At 64.8% G+C, this 18444-nt stretch carries 17 protein-coding genes, 2 tRNA genes and 1 rRNA gene; 5 read left to right on the top strand and 15 right to left on the bottom strand.

The annotated features are described in order from the left end of the window. Positions 1-288 precede the first annotated feature (288 nt). Positions 289-1278 carry a class 1b ribonucleoside-diphosphate reductase subunit beta gene (gene nrdF / locus QQS53_RS03415; protein ID WP_070769689.1) on the bottom strand — a complete coding sequence of 330 codons (990 nt, stop codon included), beginning with the start codon at positions 1276-1278 and terminating at the stop codon, positions 289-291. A gap of 294 nt (positions 1279-1572) precedes the next feature. On the opposite strand from nrdF, the gene QQS53_RS03410 reads away from it, so the two are divergent. Continuing rightward, positions 1573-2292: a FadR/GntR family transcriptional regulator gene (locus QQS53_RS03410; RefSeq protein WP_472774532.1), complete on the top strand. Its 720-nt coding sequence runs from the start codon at positions 1573-1575 to the stop codon at positions 2290-2292. Between the two features lie 102 nt (positions 2293-2394). Here the strand turns inward: QQS53_RS03410 and nrdE are convergent, their stop codons facing one another. From nrdE to QQS53_RS03385, 5 genes are all read right to left on the bottom strand, one after another. Then, complete coding sequence (gene nrdE, locus QQS53_RS03405) at positions 2395-4557, bottom strand: class 1b ribonucleoside-diphosphate reductase subunit alpha (RefSeq protein ID WP_472774531.1); 2163 nt, start codon at positions 4555-4557, stop codon at positions 2395-2397. Between the two features lie 179 nt (positions 4558-4736). Beyond that, positions 4737-5174, bottom strand: coding sequence for a class Ib ribonucleoside-diphosphate reductase assembly flavoprotein NrdI (gene nrdI / locus QQS53_RS03400; protein WP_472774530.1), 438 nt, complete (start codon positions 5172-5174; stop codon positions 4737-4739). A gap of 19 nt (positions 5175-5193) precedes the next feature. Further along, complete coding sequence (gene nrdH / locus QQS53_RS03395) at positions 5194-5433, bottom strand: glutaredoxin-like protein NrdH (protein WP_290223104.1); 240 nt, start codon at positions 5431-5433, stop codon at positions 5194-5196. Between the two features lie 396 nt (positions 5434-5829). Beyond that, entirely contained in the window at positions 5830-5952 is a 123-nt protein-coding gene (gene ykgO, locus QQS53_RS03390; RefSeq protein ID WP_003847162.1) for a type B 50S ribosomal protein L36, read from the bottom strand. A 122-nt stretch (positions 5953-6074) separates the two neighbouring features. Then, positions 6075-7412 (bottom strand): sugar porter family MFS transporter, encoded by a 1338-nt coding sequence (locus tag QQS53_RS03385; RefSeq protein WP_472774529.1) that lies wholly within the window; start codon positions 7410-7412, stop codon positions 6075-6077. Between the two features lie 26 nt (positions 7413-7438). Between QQS53_RS03385 and nadE the strand changes: the two genes are divergently transcribed. Next, a complete protein-coding gene (nadE, locus tag QQS53_RS03380; protein WP_472774528.1) occupies positions 7439-8263 on the top strand; it encodes an ammonia-dependent NAD(+) synthetase in 825 nt (274 codons plus the stop codon). A 14-nt stretch (positions 8264-8277) separates the two neighbouring features. Here the strand turns inward: nadE and QQS53_RS03375 are convergent, their stop codons facing one another. From QQS53_RS03375 to pgm, 6 genes are all read right to left on the bottom strand, one after another. Continuing rightward, positions 8278-8994 carry a fructosamine kinase family protein gene (locus QQS53_RS03375; protein ID WP_472774527.1) on the bottom strand — a complete coding sequence of 239 codons (717 nt, stop codon included), beginning with the start codon at positions 8992-8994 and terminating at the stop codon, positions 8278-8280. Between the two features lie 97 nt (positions 8995-9091). Beyond that, a tRNA-Ala gene (locus QQS53_RS03370) sits at positions 9092-9167 on the bottom strand. A 37-nt stretch (positions 9168-9204) separates the two neighbouring features. After that, positions 9205-9277: transfer RNA gene (locus QQS53_RS03365), tRNA-Ala, on the bottom strand. 116 nt (positions 9278-9393) lie between these two features. After that, positions 9394-10134: a thioredoxin domain-containing protein gene (locus QQS53_RS03360; RefSeq protein ID WP_472774526.1), complete on the bottom strand. Its 741-nt coding sequence runs from the start codon at positions 10132-10134 to the stop codon at positions 9394-9396. A 71-nt stretch (positions 10135-10205) separates the two neighbouring features. Then, positions 10206-10667 carry a MauE/DoxX family redox-associated membrane protein gene (locus tag QQS53_RS03355; RefSeq protein WP_472774525.1) on the bottom strand — a complete coding sequence of 154 codons (462 nt, stop codon included), beginning with the start codon at positions 10665-10667 and terminating at the stop codon, positions 10206-10208. 18 nt (positions 10668-10685) lie between these two features. Continuing rightward, on the bottom strand, positions 10686-12308 hold the full coding sequence (gene pgm, locus QQS53_RS03350; RefSeq protein ID WP_472774524.1) for a phosphoglucomutase (alpha-D-glucose-1,6-bisphosphate-dependent): 1623 nt from the start codon (positions 12306-12308) through the stop codon (positions 10686-10688). A gap of 176 nt (positions 12309-12484) precedes the next feature. Between pgm and QQS53_RS03345 the strand changes: the two genes are divergently transcribed. The 3 genes from QQS53_RS03345 to QQS53_RS03335 are packed head-to-tail and all read left to right on the top strand — an operon-like array spanning position 12485 to position 14654. Continuing rightward, the gene (locus QQS53_RS03345; RefSeq protein WP_472774523.1) at positions 12485-13906 is read left to right on the top strand and encodes an alanine/glycine:cation symporter family protein; all 1422 of its coding nucleotides are present in this window, start codon (positions 12485-12487) and stop codon (positions 13904-13906) included. A 35-nt stretch (positions 13907-13941) separates the two neighbouring features. Continuing rightward, positions 13942-14256, top strand: a complete 315-nt coding sequence (locus QQS53_RS03340; protein ID WP_472774522.1) for a fluoride efflux transporter family protein — start codon at positions 13942-13944, stop codon at positions 14254-14256. Beyond that, the gene (locus QQS53_RS03335; RefSeq protein ID WP_472774521.1) at positions 14253-14654 is read left to right on the top strand and encodes a fluoride efflux transporter FluC; all 402 of its coding nucleotides are present in this window, start codon (positions 14253-14255) and stop codon (positions 14652-14654) included. Before QQS53_RS03340 ends, QQS53_RS03335 begins: the two co-directional genes overlap by 4 nt. A 17-nt stretch (positions 14655-14671) precedes the next feature. On the opposite strand, the gene QQS53_RS03330 is transcribed toward QQS53_RS03335, so the two are convergent. The 3 genes from QQS53_RS03330 to rrf form a co-directional block, all read right to left on the bottom strand. Then, positions 14672-17221 (bottom strand): ABC transporter permease, encoded by a 2550-nt coding sequence (locus tag QQS53_RS03330; RefSeq protein ID WP_472774520.1) that lies wholly within the window; start codon positions 17219-17221, stop codon positions 14672-14674. Between the two features lie 2 nt (positions 17222-17223). Continuing rightward, entirely contained in the window at positions 17224-17988 is a 765-nt protein-coding gene (locus QQS53_RS03325; protein ID WP_472774519.1) for an ABC transporter ATP-binding protein, read from the bottom strand. A 226-nt stretch (positions 17989-18214) separates the two neighbouring features. Next, positions 18215-18333, bottom strand: a 5S ribosomal RNA gene (rrf, locus tag QQS53_RS03320). Between the last annotated feature and the right edge of the window lie 111 nt (positions 18334-18444).

Genomic DNA, 18444 nt, shown 5'->3' with positions numbered 1-18444 from the left:
TACACCGCCTAATCCTAGGCCAACTCCACCCCACTTTGCCAGCTGTTTCTAAGACTCGAATTCGCAGCTGAGTGGCCTCGTGTGGCTCGTGTGGCGGCATTGTCGCAGTAAATTGGGCTTAGATTTTTGCCAGCCCGGAACCCGCCCGCGAGCGAACGTGGTGTAGCCCACAATATTTCCCGCGCCAGCCCCGCTTCGCCGCCGGTGCAGAGACGAAAATACACCCCCGTGATACGTCATCCTTTCGGTTGACGTCTCAGCCGGGGGTGTCGGGAACTGCGGAGCTTCTTAGAAGTCCCAGTCGTCGTCGGTGGTCTCCTCCGCCTTGCCGATGACGTAAGAGGAACCGGAACCGGAGAAGAAGTCGTGGTTCTCGTCCGCGTTCGGCGACAGCGAGGACAGGATGGACGGCGACACGCGGGTCTCGTCCGCCGGGAAGAGGCCCTCGTAGCCCAGGTTGTTGAGGGCCTTGTTGGCGTTGTAGCGCAGGAAACGCTTGACGTCTTCGGTCCAGCCAAGCTCGTCGTAGAGATCCTCGGTGTAGTCGATCTCGTTGTCGTAGAGATCGTAGAGCAGATCGAAGGTGTATTCCTTCAGCTCCTGCTGCTTGGCCTCGTCCAGCTTGCGCACGCCCTGCTGATACTTGTAGCCGATGTAGTAGCCGTGGACGGCCTCGTCGCGGATGATGAGGCGGATGATGTCGGCGGTGTTCGTCAGCTTGGCGCGGGACGAGAAGTACATCGGCAGGTAAAAGCCGGAGTAGAACAGGAAGGACTCCAGCAGGGTGGAGGCGACCTTCTTCTTCAGCGGGTCGTCGCCCTCGTAGTAGGACATGACGATCTTGGCCTTCTTCTGGAGGTTCTCATTCTCCTCGGACCAGCGGAAGGCGTCATTGATCATGGGGGTAGACGCCAGCGTCATAAAGATATTGGAATAGGACTTCGCGTGCACCGATTCCATGAAGGCGATGTTGGTGTAGACCGCCTCCTCGTGCAGAGTGACGGCGTCATCCAGCAGGCTGACCGCGCCGACGGTGCCCTGGATGGTATCCAGCAGCGTCAGGCCGGTGAAGACCCGCATGGTGGTCTCCTGCTCCTTGTCGGTGAGCGTCTTCCAGCTCGGGATGTCGTTGGAGACCGGGATCTTTTCCGGCAGCCAAAAGTTACCCGTCAGTCGGTCCCAGACCTCGAGGTCCTTTTCGTCCGGAATAGTATTCCAGTTGATTGCCTTAACCGGCTGGTCATGGCCGGAAACATACGCATCGTACTCGTGAGACAACGCAGGTGACCTACCTTCATGGATCGGGGAGTATTACAACCCACCACGATACCCGAGTAGGCCCCGCAATTCCCCGCTGGGCGTCCTAACCTCGGGCTGCGGCCGGTTACCCCTACAAAATAACAATCAGGTCTAGTCCGCCCACAAGCGTTAACGCATCCTTGTAGCCAGCGATAATATCCACGTAAGCGCCTGCTGCCGGGCTCATTACCGCCGGGGCCACATCCCGGTGATACGTCCCTGTCCCGTATTTTTCCGACCACTGACCCAGTCCACGCGCGAGGATTTCAGATTTTGCTTGCCCCTACCTCCCAGCACCCCACTCCCCTACTGAGCTCCGTCCTCGATCAGATAGGCGGCGAGATCATCAACGGGACCATTACCACCGGCCAGACCTTTACCCTGCTAGATATCTGCGCCCGCTTCGATATCTCCCGGACCGTCGCCCGGGAGACCATGCGCGCGCTTGAGCAGATGGGGCTGGTGGCCTCCTCCCGGCGCGTGGGGATCACGGTGCTGCCGATGACCGAGTGGGCGGTCTACGACCAGGCCATCATCAACTGGCGGCTGCAGTCCGAGCGCACGCGCGCCGATCAGCTCGGCTCGCTCAACCAGCTGCGCCTGGCCGTCGAGCCCATCGCCGCCCGCCTAGCCGCCCGGCGCGCTACCGCCGAGGAATGCGCCGAGCTGGCCGCCCTCGCCCGCCGCCTTACCGAGCTGGAGACCTCCCCGCCCTCGCGCGTCGGCGAAGAGCTGGCCACCGACCTGCGCTTCCACACCCTAATCCTGCACGCCTCCGGCAACGAGATGTTCGCCGCGCTCGCGCCGTCGCTGCTGTCCATCTTCAAGGGCAAGTCCGTCTTCGGCTCCCCCAAGCGCGATCCGGTCGCCGGCACCACGCAGCTCCACCACGAGCTCGCCGCCGCCATCCAGGACCGCGACCCAGACCGCGCCGAGCACCTCTCGCGCATCATCCTGGACGAAAACCGCGCCAGCTCCCACCGCGACTGGTAAGCGCCAAGTTTAAAGCGCAAGGCAAGAAAAAGAAGGGCCCGGGGAATCAGGGCGATTCCCTCGGGCCCTTCTCGCGCTACCGGCGGTCAGCGCGGGCTGCAGCTAGAGCATGCAGGACACGCAGCCTTCGACCTCGGTGCCTTCCAGCGCCATCTGGCGCAGGCGGATGTAGTACAGGGTCTTAATGCCCTTGCGCCAGGCGTAGATCTGGGCCTTGTTGATGTCACGGGTGGTGACCGTGTCCTTGAAGAACAGGGTCAGCGACAGGCCCTGGTCCACGTACTTCGTGGCGACCGCGTAGGTGTCGATGATCTTCTCATAGCCGATCTCGTAGGAGTCCTTGAAGTACTCCAGGTTGTCGTTGTCCATGTGCGGCGCCGGGTAGTAGACGCGGCCGATCTTGCCTTCCTTGCGGATCTCGATCTTGGAGGCGATCGGGTGGATGGACGACGTCGAGTTGTTGATGTAGGAGATGGACCCCGTCGGCGGCACGGCCTGCAGGTTGCGGTTGTACAGGCCGTCGCGGGCGACGTCCTGCTTGAGCTGCTCCCACTCCTCGGCGGACGGGGTGTGGATGGTCGAGTTGGCGAAAAGGTCCTTGACCCGCTCGGTCTGCGGCTGGAATTCCGCCGGATCGTAGCGGTCGAAGAACTCGCCGGTCGCGTACTCGGACTGCGGGAACTCCGCGAAGGCCTCGCCGCGCTCCTGCGCGATCTTCAGGGAGGCGCGCAGGGAGGCATAGAGCACCGCCGCAAAGTAGGCGTTGGTGAAGTCCAGGGCCTCCTCGGAGCCGTATTCGATGTGCTCGCGGCCCAGGAAGCCGTGCAGGTTCATCTGGCCTAGGCCGATGGCGTGGGACTGATCGTTGCCCTGGCGCACCGACGGCACGGAGTCGATAGCCGTCATGTCCGCGACCGCGGTCAGGCCGCGGATGGCGGTCTCGACGGTCTGGGCGAAGTTGTCCGAGTCCATCGTCATCGCGATGTTCAGCGAACCCAGGTTGCAGGAGATGTCGTTGCCCAGGGTGCGGTAGGTAAGGTCCGTGTTGAACTCCGACGGGGAGTTGACCTGCAGGATCTCCGAGCACAGGTTGGACATGTTGATCCGGCCCGTCTTGACCGGGTTGGCCCGGTTCACGGTGTCCTCGAACATGATGTAGGGGTAGCCGGACTCGAACTGGATCTCCGCGAGGGTCTGGAAGAAGTGGCGGGCGTTGATCTTCTTCTTCCGGATGCGCGGGTCCTCGACCATCTCCTCGTAGTGTTCGGTCACGGAGATATCGCCGAAGGCCTTGCCGTAGACGCGCTCCACGTCGTACGGCGAGAAGAGGTACATGTCGTCGTTGCGCTTGGCCAGCTCGAAGGTGATGTCCGGGATGACCACGCCGAGCGAGAGGGTCTTGATGCGGATCTTCTCGTCCGCGTTCTCGCGCTTGGTGTCCAGGAAGTTCAGGATGTCCGGGTGGTGGGCGTTCAGGTAGACCGCGCCCGCACCCTGGCGCGCGCCCAGCTGGTTAGCGTAGGAGAAGGAGTCCTCCAGCAGTTTCATGACCGGGATGACGCCGGAAGACTGGTTCTCGATGTGCTTGATCGGCGCGCCGGACTCGCGGATATTCGACAGCAGCAGGGCCACGCCGCCGCCGCGCTTGGACAGCTGCAGAGCCGAGTTGATGGAGCGCCCGATGGACTCCATGTTGTCCTCGATGCGCAGCAGGAAGCAGGACACCAGTTCGCCGCGCTGGGCCTTGCCGGCGTTCAGGAAGGTCGGGGTGGCCGGCTGGAAACGGCCGGTCATGATTTCGTCGACGATCTTGCCGGCGAAGTCGACGTCGCCGTCGGCCAAGAACAGGGCGGTCATGGCCACGCGGTCCTCGAAGCGCTCGAGGTAGCGGCGTCCGTCGAAGGTCTTCAGCGTGTAGCTGGTGTAGTACTTGTACGCGCCCAGGAAGGACTTGAAACGGAACTTGAAGGCATAAGCCCGCTTGAACAGGTCCTTGATGTCGGAAAACTCGTACTTCTCAATGACCGTCGGGTCGTAGTACTGGTTGTCCACCAGGTAGCCGATCTTTTCTTCCAGGTCGTGGAAGTAGACGGTGTTCTGGTTGACGTGCTGCAGGAAGAACTGGTTGGCAGCCTCACGGTCCTGGTGGAACTGAATCTTGCCGTCTTCGTCGTACAGGTTCAACAGCGCGTTTAACGCGTGATAATCGAGTTTTTCTTCCGGCTTAACCGGCTCTGCCACAGTCTTTCCCAACTGGTTATCCACGGCTGCACTCAGGCCTTTCATCTTTTACGTAAGGCGCGGGCCGGCGAAGGCGGTTGGCCAGCCGCGTCCCCGCGAGGTAAGACGCGACCGCCAACCGCCCAAGCTAGCCCACGCGATATTTCCTGTTTTTAAGTCTATCTGTCCGGCCGCTTCCCCGCGGCCGGCGTTTGTAGATTGCCCTATGCGCTCAGGCCGGGCTCCAGCCCTAGCTGCTGCGCATTCGCTAGCAAACCGCCGCGGCAGATCTCCACGTCGTCGGAGTTGCCGAGTAGTTCGAAGCGGTAGACGTACGGCACCTTGCATTTGGCGGAGATGACATCCCCGGCCTTCCCGAAGTCGGTGCCGAAGTTACTGTTGCCTCCCGCGATAACCGCACGGATGAGGCTCCGGTTGTGCTCATCGTTTAAGAAACGAATGACCTGCCGGGGAACCGGGCGGGAGTTTTGGTGGTTGATGGACGCTCCCCCGCCGTAGGTCGGGCAGACCAAGACGTAGGGCTCGTTGACAGTCAGCGGCTCATCGTTCAGCCGCAGCGGAATACGCGCATTGGGGAAGCCCAGCTTCTCCACGAAGCGGCGCGTATTTTCCGTAGCGGAAGAAAAATACACGACCAACATGGATATCTTCGGCCCCTAGTTACGCGGAGGCTGCCAGGGTAGCCAGCTCCTTGATGCGGTCCGGGCGGAAGCCGGACCAGTGCTCACCATTAGCTTCCACGACGGGGGCGGAGACATAGCCCAGGGCCATGACGTAGTCACGGGCCTCGTCGTCAAGGGAGATATCTACGGACTCGTAGTCCAGGCCGGCACGGTCCAGCGCCTTCTTGGTGGCGTTGCACTGCATGCAGGCGGGCTTGGTGTAGAGCTTGATAGACATGGTGGCAGGTTCCTTAATCCGTTTCGGGGAGGCAGATTCCTTCTTCTCCGGCCTGGCTGCAGAGCGCGTTGCGCACTCTTCGACGCCCTCTCAGGGCGGCGCCTAGGCCCGCCGGAGCAACACCGACAACACTATACTTTGGGGCAATAACCCGCAACAGACACAATATCTTGTGCTCCCGCGCGGGATATCCGCAGGACATCTGAAGCTCAAGCCCCACATCTAGGCCGGCGCTCACCAACGACGTAACTACACCGTTGGCATTTCCGCAGGACGAGCCGAGGCATTGTGAGATAATTCACTTACAAAGGTGTAATTACCCCGCAACACAGAAAGCCGCTCCCCGTACTGCACTATTGGTGCGACGGGGAGCGGCTCTCGCGCTTCCGGTTCAGACTAGCCCTGGCGAGCCTTGAAACGCGGATCCTTCTTGTTGATCACGAAGACCTTGCCGTGGCGGCGAATAACCTGGGCGCCCGGCTTCTTCTTCAGCGACCGAAGCGACTTGCGGACCTTCATCGGGCGCTCCTTTCTGAATGCGCAATAAAAATGCGGTTGAATCTATAACAAAGAACGTGCTGAGCAACCTCAGCACTGACACGGGGAAACACTTTACCGTACGTTGCCCCAGACCCCAAAATTCACTCCTGGGGTTGGTAGCGCCGCCGCAGGTCGGCAGAGACCTCTTCGAGGCTGCGCCCCATGGTCTCCGGCACCAGCACCCGGGTATAGCCGATGGCCACGAGCCCCAGGCACCCGAAGAGCGCAAAGGCCCACGGGCCGGTCAGCCACTCCACCAGCGGCAGGAAGTACTGGGCCACGGCCCAGTTGGTCGCCCACAGGCTGAGCCCGGCAATCCCCATGCCGATGCCGCGGATGCCCACCGGCACCAGCTCCGAAATCAGCAGCCACGTCGTGGGCGAGACCGCCGCCTGCTGGAAGGCGATGAAGCTAGCCATCAGCACCAGCGACAGGCCGGCGAAGACCACGGATCCCTCCGCCCGCGCGTAGACCACGGCCAGGGCGAACAGGGAGACCACGTTGCCGCCCAGGCCGATGAGCAGCAGACGCTTGCGGCCTACCCGGTCGACCACCTTGAGCCCCACCCAGCACGCGGCCACGGAGACCGCACCGATGACCATCGAGGTATAGACCGAGTTCTGGGTGGAAATCCCCACCTGGTTCATCATCGTCGGCGCGAAATAAACAATCGCGTTCACGCCGGTAATCTGCTGGGTCAGGCCCATCAGCATGGCCAGCAGGACGGTCACCTGCAGCCAGCGCGCAGACTTCAGCCGCGAAAACTCGCTACCGTCGGTCTGGTGGTGCTGACTGTCGGCGACCTCGTCCAGCTCCAGCCCGACCCGGCCGGCCACCCGGTGCGCATCCTCGGTGCGGCCGCGGGCGACCAACCAGACGGGAGTATCCGGCAGGAACCACATGCCCACCGCGAGCGCCGCGCCCGGGATGGCCGCGGCCGCCAACATCAGGTGCCAGCTGCCCAGCCCCGCCAGCGCGGAGTTGACCAGGTAGGCCAGCAGCTGCCCCACCACGATCATCAAGGTATTGAGCGAGACCAGCTTGCCACGCACGGCCGTGGGCACCATCTCCGAGATATACATGGGCGAGACGATGGAGACCGCGCCGACCGCCAGGCCCAGGAAGGCCCGCGCGGCCGCCAGCATCATCACCGAGCCGGACAGCGCGCACCACATGGAGCCCACCACGAAGACGACGCCGCCCAGGATGAGCGTCCGCCGCCGCCCCAGGGATTCCGCCACGCGGCCGGCGCTGAGCGCACCGATGGCGGCACCGATGAGCAGCGCCGAGGTCACCCAGCCCTCCTCGTGGGCGCTCATCCCGAACTCGGGGGAAATAAACAGCAACGCACCGCTCATCACGCCGGTGTCGTAGCCGAAGAGCAAGCCGCCCAGCGCCGCTACCGTCGCCACCGTTTTAATATAAGAACTTTGTTTCACGTCCCACATTGTCGCACTCCACTACGATGAAGCACATGTCACCAGATCCGAACTCCACCCAGTCCGAAATCATAAAAGCCCTGCACACCCGGCCCTTAATCGATCCAGCAAAAGAGGTCGAACAGCGCGTCGACTTCCTGGTTAGTTACCTCGAAACCACCGGCGCGGCAGGCTACGTCCTAGGAATTTCGGGCGGCCAGGACTCCACCCTGGCCGGCCGGCTAGCCCAGCTGGCCTGCGAGCAGGTCGACGGCGCGGCCTTCTGGGCCGTGCGCCTGCCCTACGGCCAGCAAGTCGACGAGGACGACGCCCAGGTGGCCCTGGACTTCATCCAGCCCGATCACCGCTTGGACTTAGACATCGCCACGGCTACCGATGCCCTCTCCGCCGCCGCGGCCGATTCCTTGGGCCAGGACGCGCTCGGCGACTTCAACCGCGGCAACGTCAAGGCCCGCCTCCGCATGGTCGCCCAGTACGCCGTGGCCGGCGAGAAGAACCTCTTGGTAATCGGCACCGACCACGCCGCGGAAAACGTCACCGGGTTCTTCACCAAATGGGGCGACGGTGCGGCGGATCTCCTCCCGCTCGCCGGCCTCAACAAGCGGCAGGGCGCGCAACTGCTAGTACACCTCGGCGCGCCGCGCTCGACCTGGGCCAAGGTGCCCACCGCCGATCTGGAAGACAACAAGCCGGGCCTGCCGGACGAGGAGGCGCTGGGCGTTAGCTATTCCGACATCGACGACTACCTGGAGGGCAAGCCGGTCCCCTCCGCGGCCGCCGCCACCATCGAGCGCCTCTGGCGCGCCGGCGCACACAAGCGCCAGATGCCACAGGGCCCTCGCCCGCTATAGCTCCTCCCCCGCGCCTAGTAGCGCTCGAGCACGCCGCGCGCGGCCGCGACCAGCGGGCGCTGGTAGGCCCGCCCGTGGGTCATGGCGTGCACCGCCAGCGGGTGCAACTGGTGCAGGTCGAAGTCGACCTTCGGATCGCCGTAGCCGGCCAGAATCTCGTCCAAGTACGGGGCGCCGAAAAGCTCCAGCATCGCCAGGTCCGTGTGCGGATGCCCGCCGTGGGCCGCCGGGTCGATGACCACGGCGCCGCCCTCGCTAAACAGCAGGTTGCCGGCCCACAGGTCGCCGTGGATACGGGCGGGTTCCACGTCGAAGTCAGTCGCGGCGATGGCCTGGCAGGCCCGCTCCACCGTGTCCAAGTCACCGGCGGAAAGGCCCGCCCCGCGGGCGAAGGGCAGCACGCGCTGCTGGGCGTAGAAGGTACCCCACGAATCACTCGGGAGGCAGTCCTGTTCGACGCGGCCGATGAAGTTCTTGCCCTCCCAGCCCGCAGGCGGGCAGCCAAAGGCCTCGGCCCCGGCGGCATGGATCCGGCGCAGGCGCCGGCCGAATTCGCGCGCCGCCTCCGCCGTGGGGGCGGCCGGTTCCACCCGCTCAGTGCGCAGGTAGCCCTGTCCTACCTCTACGACCTCCACGACGGCCTCCGGCACCGCCTGGTGCAGCCAGCGCAGGCCCGCGGCCTCCGCCCCGGCCTGGTCGGGTTGGGCAACGTCCTTGGTAAAAGTAGCCATCCCACCATCCTAACCAAATCTCACCCCGGCGAACCGGGCGCGCGGGCAGGCACAGCAAAAACCCGGGCCAGCTGAGCCGAACCCGGGTTGTAAAAATTGGTGGAGCTAACGGGATTCGAACCCGTGACCCCCACACTGCCAGTGTGGTGCGCTACCAGCTGCGCCATAGCCCCAAAGTACTGCGGAAGTACCAGGTATGAAGTTGTGGAGTGGAGCTAACGGGATTCGAACCCGTGACCCCCACACTGCCAGTGTGGTGCGCTACCAGCTGCGCCATAGCCCCGTATGCCGTGCACCTGGACACCGTGCGGTACCTGGTGCGGCAACTCGTATTAATCTACACGCTGGCGAAGGCGCGAACCAAATCGCCAGCGTGAGCTAATTTTTCTCCGGCCGAGCCTACTTGGCTACCTGGTCGACCCAGGCGCCCAGATCGGAGGTCAGCTCCAGCTCTTCACCATCGACGAAGATGCGTGGGGAGGACACGGAACCAGTGTCCTTCTCCAGCTTGTGGTAGTTGGCGGCGGCAAATTCCTGGCCGGCGCTCAGATCCATGCCCTTAATCTTGTCTACGGCGTCGCCGGAGGCATCGAAAGCCTTGGCGGCGTCAGCCATTTCCTCAGCGCCCCACTGGCGGGCGACATCCTGCTGATCCTCGAGCAGGACCTTACGCAGGTTCCAGTAGGCGTGGACGTCGCCGTCTTCCGCCAGGGCGCGGGCCGCGGTGGCCGCCTGGGTGGAGTAGCCGTCAAGCTTTTCCGGATCGTCCTGGCCGTCCATGAAGTTCAGGGTGCGGATGTGGACGATCATCTTGCCGTCCTCGATGGCCTGGGCCATCTTCTCGTCGGAGGCGACTGCCAGCTCCGCGCAGTGCGGGCAGGAGAAGTCCTCGTACAGGTCGACAACCGGGGCATCGTCCTTGGTGTTGGCGGACTTGAGCACCACGGAGTGGTCCTCGTACTGCATGTCCATGTTGACGTCGACGGCGCGGTCGGCCAGCTCGTCGGTCTTCGCGCTCTGGCCGTTCCAGATGATGTAGCCGATGACGACGGCGACGATGACCAGCAGGGCTACCAGGCCCCACAGGAACCCGGACTTGCCGCTGGCGTTCGGGTCCGTGACTTTCCGAGAATTACTCACTTACTCCACTCATCCTTGGTTTAGGGTTGTTTGCGGTCTTTGCACCTGGGAATAGCCTACCCAAGCTGGCCTTAGGGGTAAATTGCGAACTTCTTGAACGGACGCACCCAAATCCAGACCATGAGCACGAGGAAGAAGAGATCGCGCCCCAGTGTCTTGACGTAGTCCATGACTTGGTCGGTGTTGGCCGGATCGACTTCGAAACAGCCGCAGTCGATGTCCAGTCCGCGGGCCCAGGCTTGGCCAATGCCGATCATGAATAGCACGAGCACGATGATGCCCACCTTGGCTGCCGGGCGCATGAACAGGCCCAGAAGCAGCAGGACGCCGCCGGCGATTTCCAGCGGGCCGATGAGATAGGCCAGGTAGTGCGACCATTCCGGCGTGAAGATCTGATAAGCCTCGATGGTCTGGGTCATCGTAAAGTGCTTGTTGAGTTTCTCCACACCTGCGGCGATCCAGATATAGGCCATGAAGAAGCGCGCGAAGGCGCTTAGCAGGTCGAGAATCAGGCTTTTATCGAGTTTCTTCACGCTTGAACAGTTTACACATTACTCGGCGCTGCTCAATGCGTCCTTGACCACATTGACAGCCTCTTGCAGGACTTGTTCCAGGTGTTTTTCACCCCGGAAGGACTCCGCGTAGATCTTGTACTTGTCCTCGGTGCCCGAGGGGCGCGCGGCGAACCAGGCGTTTTCGGTGACCACCTTGAGCCCGCCCAGGGCCGCGCCGTTGCCGGGGGCCTCGGTGAGCTTGGCACGGATTTCCTCCCCAGCCAGCTGCGTCGCCGTGACCGCGTCCGGGCTCAGCCCCTTGAGAACGGCCTTGGCGGCGCGGTCGGCGGGCTCGTCGATGCGCGCGTAGGCGGAGCTGCCCAGCTGTTCGGTCAGCTCCTGGTAGCACTGGGACGGCGATTGCCCGGTCACCGCCTGAATCTCGGCGGCGAGCAGGTTCATGATGATGCCGTCCTTATCGGTGGTCCAGGTGCTGCCGTCGAAGCAGAGGAAGGACGCGCCGGCGGATTCCTCGCCGCCGAAAGCCAGGGAGGCGTCCTGCAGCCCCGGCACGAACCATTTGAAGCCGACGGGGACCTCCACCAGCTCCCGTCCCAGGCGGCCCGCCACCCGGTCGATGAGCGAGGAGGACACCGCGGTCTTGCCGATCCCGGCGCCTTCCCAGTCGGGGCGGTGCGAAAAGAGGTAGTCCACGGCCACCGCGAGGTAGTGGTTGGGGTTCATCAGCCCGGCGTCCGGGGTGACGATTCCGTGCCGGTCCGCGTCCGCGTCGTTGCCGGTGGCGATGTCGTAGGTCTCCCGGTTGGCAATCAGCGAGGCCATCGCCGCCGGGGAGGAGCAGTCCATCCGGATCTGGCCGTCCTTGTCCAGGGTCATAAAACCGAAGGTGGCGTCCACGTGCGGGTTAACCACGGTCAGCTGCAGCCCGTAGCGCCGGGCGATCTCCGGCCAGTAGTCCACCGCCGCCCCGCCCATCGGGTCCGCGCCTATGCGTACGCCTGCCTTGGCGATGGCTCGCAGGTCCACCACTTTGTCAAGGTCGTCGACGTAGGAACCCAGGAAGTCGTAGGTAGCCAGGCCCGGGTCCGTTACCCCGGCAACGTCGGCCCGTTCGACGCCCTCGAGGCGGGCGCGCAGGTAGCCGTTGGCACGGTCGGCTATCCAGTCGGTCGCCGCGGAGTCGGCCGGGCCACCCGTCGGCGGGTTGTACTTGAAGCCGCCGTCGCGCGGCGGGTTGTGGGACGGGGTGACCACGATGCCGTCGCTGCCCGGGTGGGTGACGATGGCGCGGGAGACCGCCGGGGTCGGGGTGTAGCCGCCGCGGGCATCGACCCGCACGTCCACCCCGCGGGCGACGAGGACCTGCAGCGCCGAGACCACCGCCGGCTCGGAGAGAGCGTGGGTATCCCGGCCGATAAACAGCGGGCCGGCGATGCCGTGTTCGGCGCGGTAGTCCACGATGGCCTGGGTGATGGCCCAGATATGCCATTCGTTAAACGCCGCGTCCAGGCTGCTGCCGCGGTGGCCGGAGGTGCCGAAGACCACCTCCTGGCCCGGGGTGCGGACGTCGGGACGCAGCGCATAGTAGGAGGTCACCACGTGGGCGATGTCGTCGCGGTCTTCCGGGCGGGCCGGCGCTCCGGCGCGGGGGTGGGCCATGGCGGGTTCCTCTCGTCGCGGTTTAGGGAGGCCAGTGCTGGCACGGGCCCTTGCGCCTTCATTGTCGCCCGCGCGGCCGCGGCGCGCAGCGTGAGCACACCTGCCTTTTACCCCCGCCGCACACCTCTTTTGTCATTTAGGTCACAAATCAGTGTGGCGGCGGGTACATTCCAAGAATGGACTCGTTACAGAATTTGCTCGACTCGGTGGGCTCCGTCGTCTGGGGCCCGTTCTTCCTTATCCCCCTGCTGCTGTTGACCGGCCTGTTTTTGACCATCCGCATGGGCGGCCTGCAGTTTCGCACCCTCGGCCGTTCCCTGCGCGCGGTGTTCAGCCGCGACGACTCGGATGATTCCACCGACGGTGATATTACGAACTACCAGGCGCTGACCACGGCGCTGGCCGCCACCGTGGGTGTCGGCAACATCGTGGGTGTGGCCACGGCCCTGTCCATCGGCGGGCCGGGCGCCCTGTTCTGGATCTGGGTCACCGGCCTGGTCGGCATGATCACCAAGTACACGGAGGCCTACTTGGGCGTCCGTTTCCGCGTCACCGACGCCCGCGGGGAGCAAATCGGCGGCCCGCAAATCTACCTCAAGCGCGGCATCCGCGGGCCCCTGGGCAAGATCCTCGGCGTGGCCTTCGCCATCTTCGCGGTCTTCGCCTCCTTCGGCATCGGCAACCTCACGCAGGGCAACGCCATCGCTTCCAACATGGAGTCCACCTTCGGCATCGACCCGGTCGCCTCGGGCGCCATCATGTTCGTCGCCATCGGCGCGGTGCTGCTCGGCGGCATCCAGGCCATCGGCCGCATTACCTCCGCCTTCGTGCCGCTGATGATCATCATCTACGTGGTCGGCGGGATCATCGTGCTCATCACCAACGCCGGGGCGCTGCCGGAGGCCCTGGCCACGGTCTTCACCGACGCCTTCACCGGTACCTCGGCGGCCGGCGGCTTCACCGGCGCCGGCATCATCATGGTCATCCAGTTCGGTGTCGCCCGCGGCATCTTCTCCAACGAGTCCGGTATGGGTTCCGCCGCGATTGCCGCCGCGGCCGCCAAGACACCGCACCCGGCCCGCCAGGCTTTCGTCTCCATGACCCAGACCTTCATCGACACCCTCGTCGTGGTCTCCATCACCGGCCTGGTCATCGTGGTGACCGGCACCTGGGACGAAGGCCGCGACAACGCCGCCACCATGACTGCCGACGCCTTCTCCGTCGGCCTGCCCGGCCACTGGGGCGGCACCATCGTCTCCCTGTCCATCATCTTCTTCGCCTTCTCGACCATCGTGGCGTGGTCCTACTACGGCGAGCGCGCGCTGGCCTCCCTGGTGGGCACCATCGCTACCCTGCCCTACCGCATGTTCTTCACCGTCGTCGTCTTCGTCGGCGCCGTCACCGAGCTGGATCTGGTCTGGTCCTTCTCCGACCTGGCCAACGGCCTGATGGCGGTCCCCAACCTCATCGGCCTGCTCATCCTCTCCGGGCTGGTGGCTCGCGAGACCAAGGCCTACCTCAAGTTCGATCCGGGACTAAACCGCCCGTTCACCGAGGTGCGCGAGTTCACCGAAGCCCAGGGGATGGACTGGAAGTAGCCGCCTTGCCGCGGCTAGCACTAGCATAGGAGACTATGCGCGAAGCTCTGATTGTCGGCGCCGGGGCCGCCTTGGGCGCCGTTGCCCGGGTCGGGCTCATGGCGTTTTTTGCCCAGGCGTGGTGGCCGCTGCTGGCCATCAACGTGGCCGGCTCAGCGCTCATGGGGTATTGCCGGCCCGGGCCTTTCTGGTCGACCGGGGTGCTCGGGGGATTTACCAGCTTCGCCACCTTCGCCCTGCTGAGCTCGGAGCTCAGCCCCGGCGCCGCGGCCGCCTACGTGGCGGCCACGCTGCTAGGCTGCGTCGGCGCGTACCTGGCCGGCGCGCACTTCGGGGGTGAGAAGTCATGACGGCGCTGAGCCTCAACACCCTGCTCATCCTCGCCGCGGTAGGGCTGGGCGCGTTTCTAGGGGGCATGCTGCGCTACGGCCTGTCGCGCCTTCTGCCCAGCCCGGGAGGCACCTTCGCGGCGAATGTCCTGGGCTCGCTCGCCCTGGGCCTGACCGTGGGGTTTTTCCGCCTGGGCGGCTGGGAGGCCGGCCCGTGGGGTTCCGTGGCCTATATGGGCCTGACCGGCGGATTCGCCGGCGGTCTGTCAACCTGGTCCACTTTTGCGCGGGAGCTGGGGGACATGCTCAAGGCCCGTCACTGGGGGCGGGCCTTGCGGTATGCGGCCATCACTGTGGCGATTGGCATCATCGCCGCGTGGCGCGGGGTGATCTGGGCCGAGCGAATCTGGTTCGGCTAGCCCCGCGCGGGGCGGCTTTAAGAGGAGATGGCCTCCAGCGGCGGGGTCTTCGCGGCCCGGCCCGCCGGCCAGAGGGCGGCGATTACGCCCACCACGCCGGAGCCGACCAGCATGATGGCCAGCTGGCCCCACGGGACGGTGGCCTCGTCGAGGCCCTGCTCGGACATGACCTGGATGAAGGACCAGCCCAGCCCCAGGCCGATGAGGATGCCCATGACCGCGCCGAAGATGGCGATCTGGACCGCCTCCAGGGTGATCATGGTGCGGATCTGGCCGCGCTGGGTGCCCACGGCGCGCAGCATGCCGATCTCCTGGCGGCGCTCGATGACGCCGAGGGTCAGGGTGTTGACGATGCCCAGCACGGCGATGACCACGGCCAGCGCCAGCAGCGCGTAGAGGATGGAGAGCATCTGGTCGATGGCGCCGGCGGACTCGCTGGCGTATTCCTCGCCGGTGGCGACCTGGACGACCACGAGGTCCTCGACGGCCTCTTCCAGGTTGCTGCGCAGCTCCTCCGGGTCGGTGCCCTCGGCGGCGTTGACGCCCACCATCTGGGTAATCAGCGCGTCCCGCGGGACCAGTTCCTCGACCAGGGCCTGGTTAATCGCGAAGCCCTGGATCATCTGGTTCGGCTCGAAGGTGCCGATGAGCTTGGCATCGACCGCCTCGCCGATGCCGCCGGCCTTGGTCATCGGGTAGGTCTGCCCCACCTGCCAGTTGTGCTCGGCGGCGTAATCGGTGGTGGCGATGAAGCCGGGCTCGGCCTCGAAGTTGACGTTGCCTTCCGCCACGTCCAGCTGGAAGAGGTTTTCCGGGTTGGTGTCCATGACCATGGACTGCTGGAAGCGGGGGCCGTAGTCCAGGCTGGCCTGCCCGTCGATGGCGACCGGCGCCATGGACAGCGAGAGCACTTCGCCTACCCCGTCGGCCTCGCGGGCCTTGTCGGCGGTGTCGTTCGGCGTCGGGAAGGAGCCTGACTGCGGGCCGGCCAGGATATAGTCGGCCGAGATCTTGTCATCCAGCACGTTGGAGATGGACGTCTTCATCGTCGCGCCCAACATGCCGATCGCGGTGACGAGCGCGATGCCCAGGGTCAGCGCGAAGGCGGTCGCGGCCGTGCGGCGCGGGTTGCGCCGGGAGTTGGTCGCGGCCAGGCGGCCGATGGCCCCGAAGGGGGCGCCGAAGACTTTGCCCAGCACCGGCACGATGGGCAGCGAGAGCGCCGGGCCGGCGAGGAAGAAGCCCACGATGACGAAGAGGGCGCCCACGCCGACTAGGACGGCGCGCGGGGTGGTCTCGGCATCGATAAGCGCGCCGGTGGCCGCCAGGGCCGCGCCGAGTACCAGGACGAGGCCACCGATGATGGTGCGCACCTTGAGCGAGGATCCGGCGGCGGACTCGGTGGTGCGCATCGCCTCGACCGGCTCCACCGCGCCCGCCCGCTGGGCCGGCATCCAGGCGGAGACCACAGTGACGATGGTGCCGAGCACCAGCGGGACCAGGATGGCGGAGGCGGACAGGCCCAGCGAGTCGTCCATCGGCATGCCCTGGCCGTTCATGACGGCCTTGATGATGGCGACCAGGCCGACGCCCGCGACGACGCCCAGGGCGGAGCCGATGAGCCCCACGATGAGGGATTCCATGACCACCGAGCCGGTGATCTGGCCGCGGGAGGCGCCCAGGGCGCGCAGGAGCGCGAATTCCTTGGTCCGCTGCGCGACGATCATGGAGAAGGTGTTCGCGATGATGAAGGTGCCCACCAGCAGCGCGATGAGCCCGAAGGCGATGAGGAAGTAATTGACGAACTTCAGCGCCCCGGAGATGGTCTCGGACAGCTCGTCGGCCAGCTTTTGGCCGGACTCGGCCTCGACCTCGTAGGTCGCGTTGAGGTGGTCGACCAGCTGGTCGGCGCTTAGCCCATCGGCCGCGGCCACGCGCAGCTGCTGGGAGTCACCGTAGGCCTCGTTGAAGCCCTCGGCGTCCATCGACAGGGTTAGCCCGGAGCCCTGCTCGATCGCCGGCTCAACGATGCCGGAGATAGTCATCCGGTCCTGCTTGTCTGGGTGGACCACGACGACCTCGTCGCCGATTCCGATGCCGAATTTCTCGGCCGCCCCGGAGTTGACCACGACCTCGTTGGTGCCCTGCGGGGCGTTGCCCTCGACGAGCTCCGCCGGCTGACCCACCGTGTCCTCGGGCGCGTAATACGGCACCAGCGCGGAGGTACCACCCTGGGTCTGGAAGGCCTCGGAGTCGGAGTTGGCCACCACGACCGTCTGGCTCGACTGCATGTTAACGCCGGCGACCTGCGGGTCGTCCGCTAATTTCTGCCGCATCTCCGCGTTAAGGAGCGGGCCGCCCTCCTTCTGGGAGACGGCCGCGTCCACGCCGGTAAAAGAGTTCGACACCGCGGAGTCGAACGTCGAGGACAGCGAGTTGGTAAACATGAACGAGCCCGCGATGAACGCGGTGCCCAGCACCACGGCCAGCACCGTCAGGCCCAGCCGCAGCTTGTGGGCCAGGATATTGCGCAGGGATACCCTGCGCATGGTTTTGTTCTTGCCCATGCTTAGCTCTCAATCTCCGCCATAATCTGGTGGATGGCCTCCATTGAGGGCTCCTCCAGCTCGTGCACCAGGCGGCCGTCGGCCAGGAAGACGACCCGGTCTGCGTACGATGCCGCCTTGGCGTCGTGCGTGACGATGACGACGGTCTGCCCGTCTTGGTCGACACTGGTGCGCAGGATGTCCAGGACCTCGGCGGAAGAATTGGAGTCCAGGTTACCGGTCGGCTCGTCGCCGAAGATGATCTCCGGGCGGGAGACCAGCGCGCGGGCGCAGGCCACGCGCTGCTGCTGGCCGCCGGAGAGCTCAGCCGGGCGGTGCTCCAGGCGCTGTGCCAGGCCCAGGCGCGTGGTGATCTCGTCGAACCACGCCTTGTCCACCTTCTTGCCGGCGATGTCCACCGGCAGGGTGATGTTTTCTGCCGCGGTCAGCGTCGGCACCAGGTTGAAGGACTGGAAGATAAAGCCGAGGCGGTCGCGGCGCAGGGCAGTAATCTCCTTGTCGCTAAGCTGCGACAGGTCCGTCTCCCCGATGAGGGCGGCCCCGCTGGTCGCCGAGTCCAGGCCGGCCATGGTGTGCATCAGCGTGGACTTGCCGGAGCCCGACGGCCCCATGATGGCCGTGAACTCCTGCTGGCGGAAGTCGATGGTGACGTGATCCAGTGCGGTAACGGAAGTTTCCCCTTCGCCGTACTGCTTAAACAGCTCGATGGCCCGGGCTGCAACTGCCGGGGTCGACGCGCCGACGGGGGAAGCGGCAGAATGAGTCATAACTTCACTTTCTTAATTGTAGATAACAACTATTACAGCTTAGCGTGCCAGACACCCTGTCGCATCACCACCCCTGAAAGCAATACAGACAACCGAGCGCCCCGCCAGGCCGGCAAACGACACCGACTAAGTCCCGCGAGAGTAGAGCCAAGGATCGAAAAAGGGAGGGCTCCCGGCCTGTGGCCGAGAGCCCTCCCTTGATTATTGAGTTGTTTTTGTTGTTTGGTGTCGGCGGTAACCTACTCTCCCACAACCTCCCGGTTGCAGTACCATCGGCGCGACGCAGGCTTAGCTTCCGGGTTCGGAATGGGTCCGGGCGTTTCCCTGCCGCTATTGACCACCGACAAACATCCGGGACACACGGTTGGTGTCTGGTCCGGGGTGTTGTGTCAGATACTGCATAGTGGACGCGAACACGACATGATGACGATGTCTTGCTTTTTTGTTTTGTTCCAC

This window comes from Corynebacterium sp. 2571A, from assembly GCF_055700935.1.
The sequence above is the reverse complement of the archived record's forward strand: the minus strand, read 5'-3'. Positions and strand labels throughout refer to the sequence as shown.

Excerpts from the sequence above, each read along its gene's own strand:
- QQS53_RS03325 (WP_472774519.1), bottom strand. The coding sequence starts at position 17,988 with ATGACTCATTCTGCCGCTTCCCCCGTCGGCGCGTCGACCCCGGCAGTT.
- ykgO (WP_003847162.1), bottom strand. The coding sequence starts at position 5,952 with ATGAAGGTCCGCAAGTCGCTTCGGTCGCTGAAGAAGAAGCCGGGCGCC.
- QQS53_RS03375 (WP_472774527.1), bottom strand. The coding sequence starts at position 8,994 with ATGGCTACTTTTACCAAGGACGTTGCCCAACCCGACCAGGCCGGGGCG.
- QQS53_RS03335 (WP_472774521.1), top strand. The coding sequence starts at position 14,253 with ATGACGGCGCTGAGCCTCAACACCCTGCTCATCCTCGCCGCGGTAGGG.
- QQS53_RS03340 (WP_472774522.1), top strand. The coding sequence starts at position 13,942 with ATGCGCGAAGCTCTGATTGTCGGCGCCGGGGCCGCCTTGGGCGCCGTT.
- nadE (WP_472774528.1), top strand. The coding sequence starts at position 7,439 with ATGAAGCACATGTCACCAGATCCGAACTCCACCCAGTCCGAAATCATA.
- nrdI (WP_472774530.1), bottom strand. The coding sequence starts at position 5,174 with ATGTTGGTCGTGTATTTTTCTTCCGCTACGGAAAATACGCGCCGCTTC.
- QQS53_RS03345 (WP_472774523.1), top strand. The coding sequence starts at position 12,485 with ATGGACTCGTTACAGAATTTGCTCGACTCGGTGGGCTCCGTCGTCTGG.
- QQS53_RS03330 (WP_472774520.1), bottom strand. The coding sequence starts at position 17,221 with ATGGGCAAGAACAAAACCATGCGCAGGGTATCCCTGCGCAATATCCTG.
- nrdH (WP_290223104.1), bottom strand. The coding sequence starts at position 5,433 with ATGTCTATCAAGCTCTACACCAAGCCCGCCTGCATGCAGTGCAACGCC.
- pgm (WP_472774524.1), bottom strand. The coding sequence starts at position 12,308 with ATGGCCCACCCCCGCGCCGGAGCGCCGGCCCGCCCGGAAGACCGCGAC.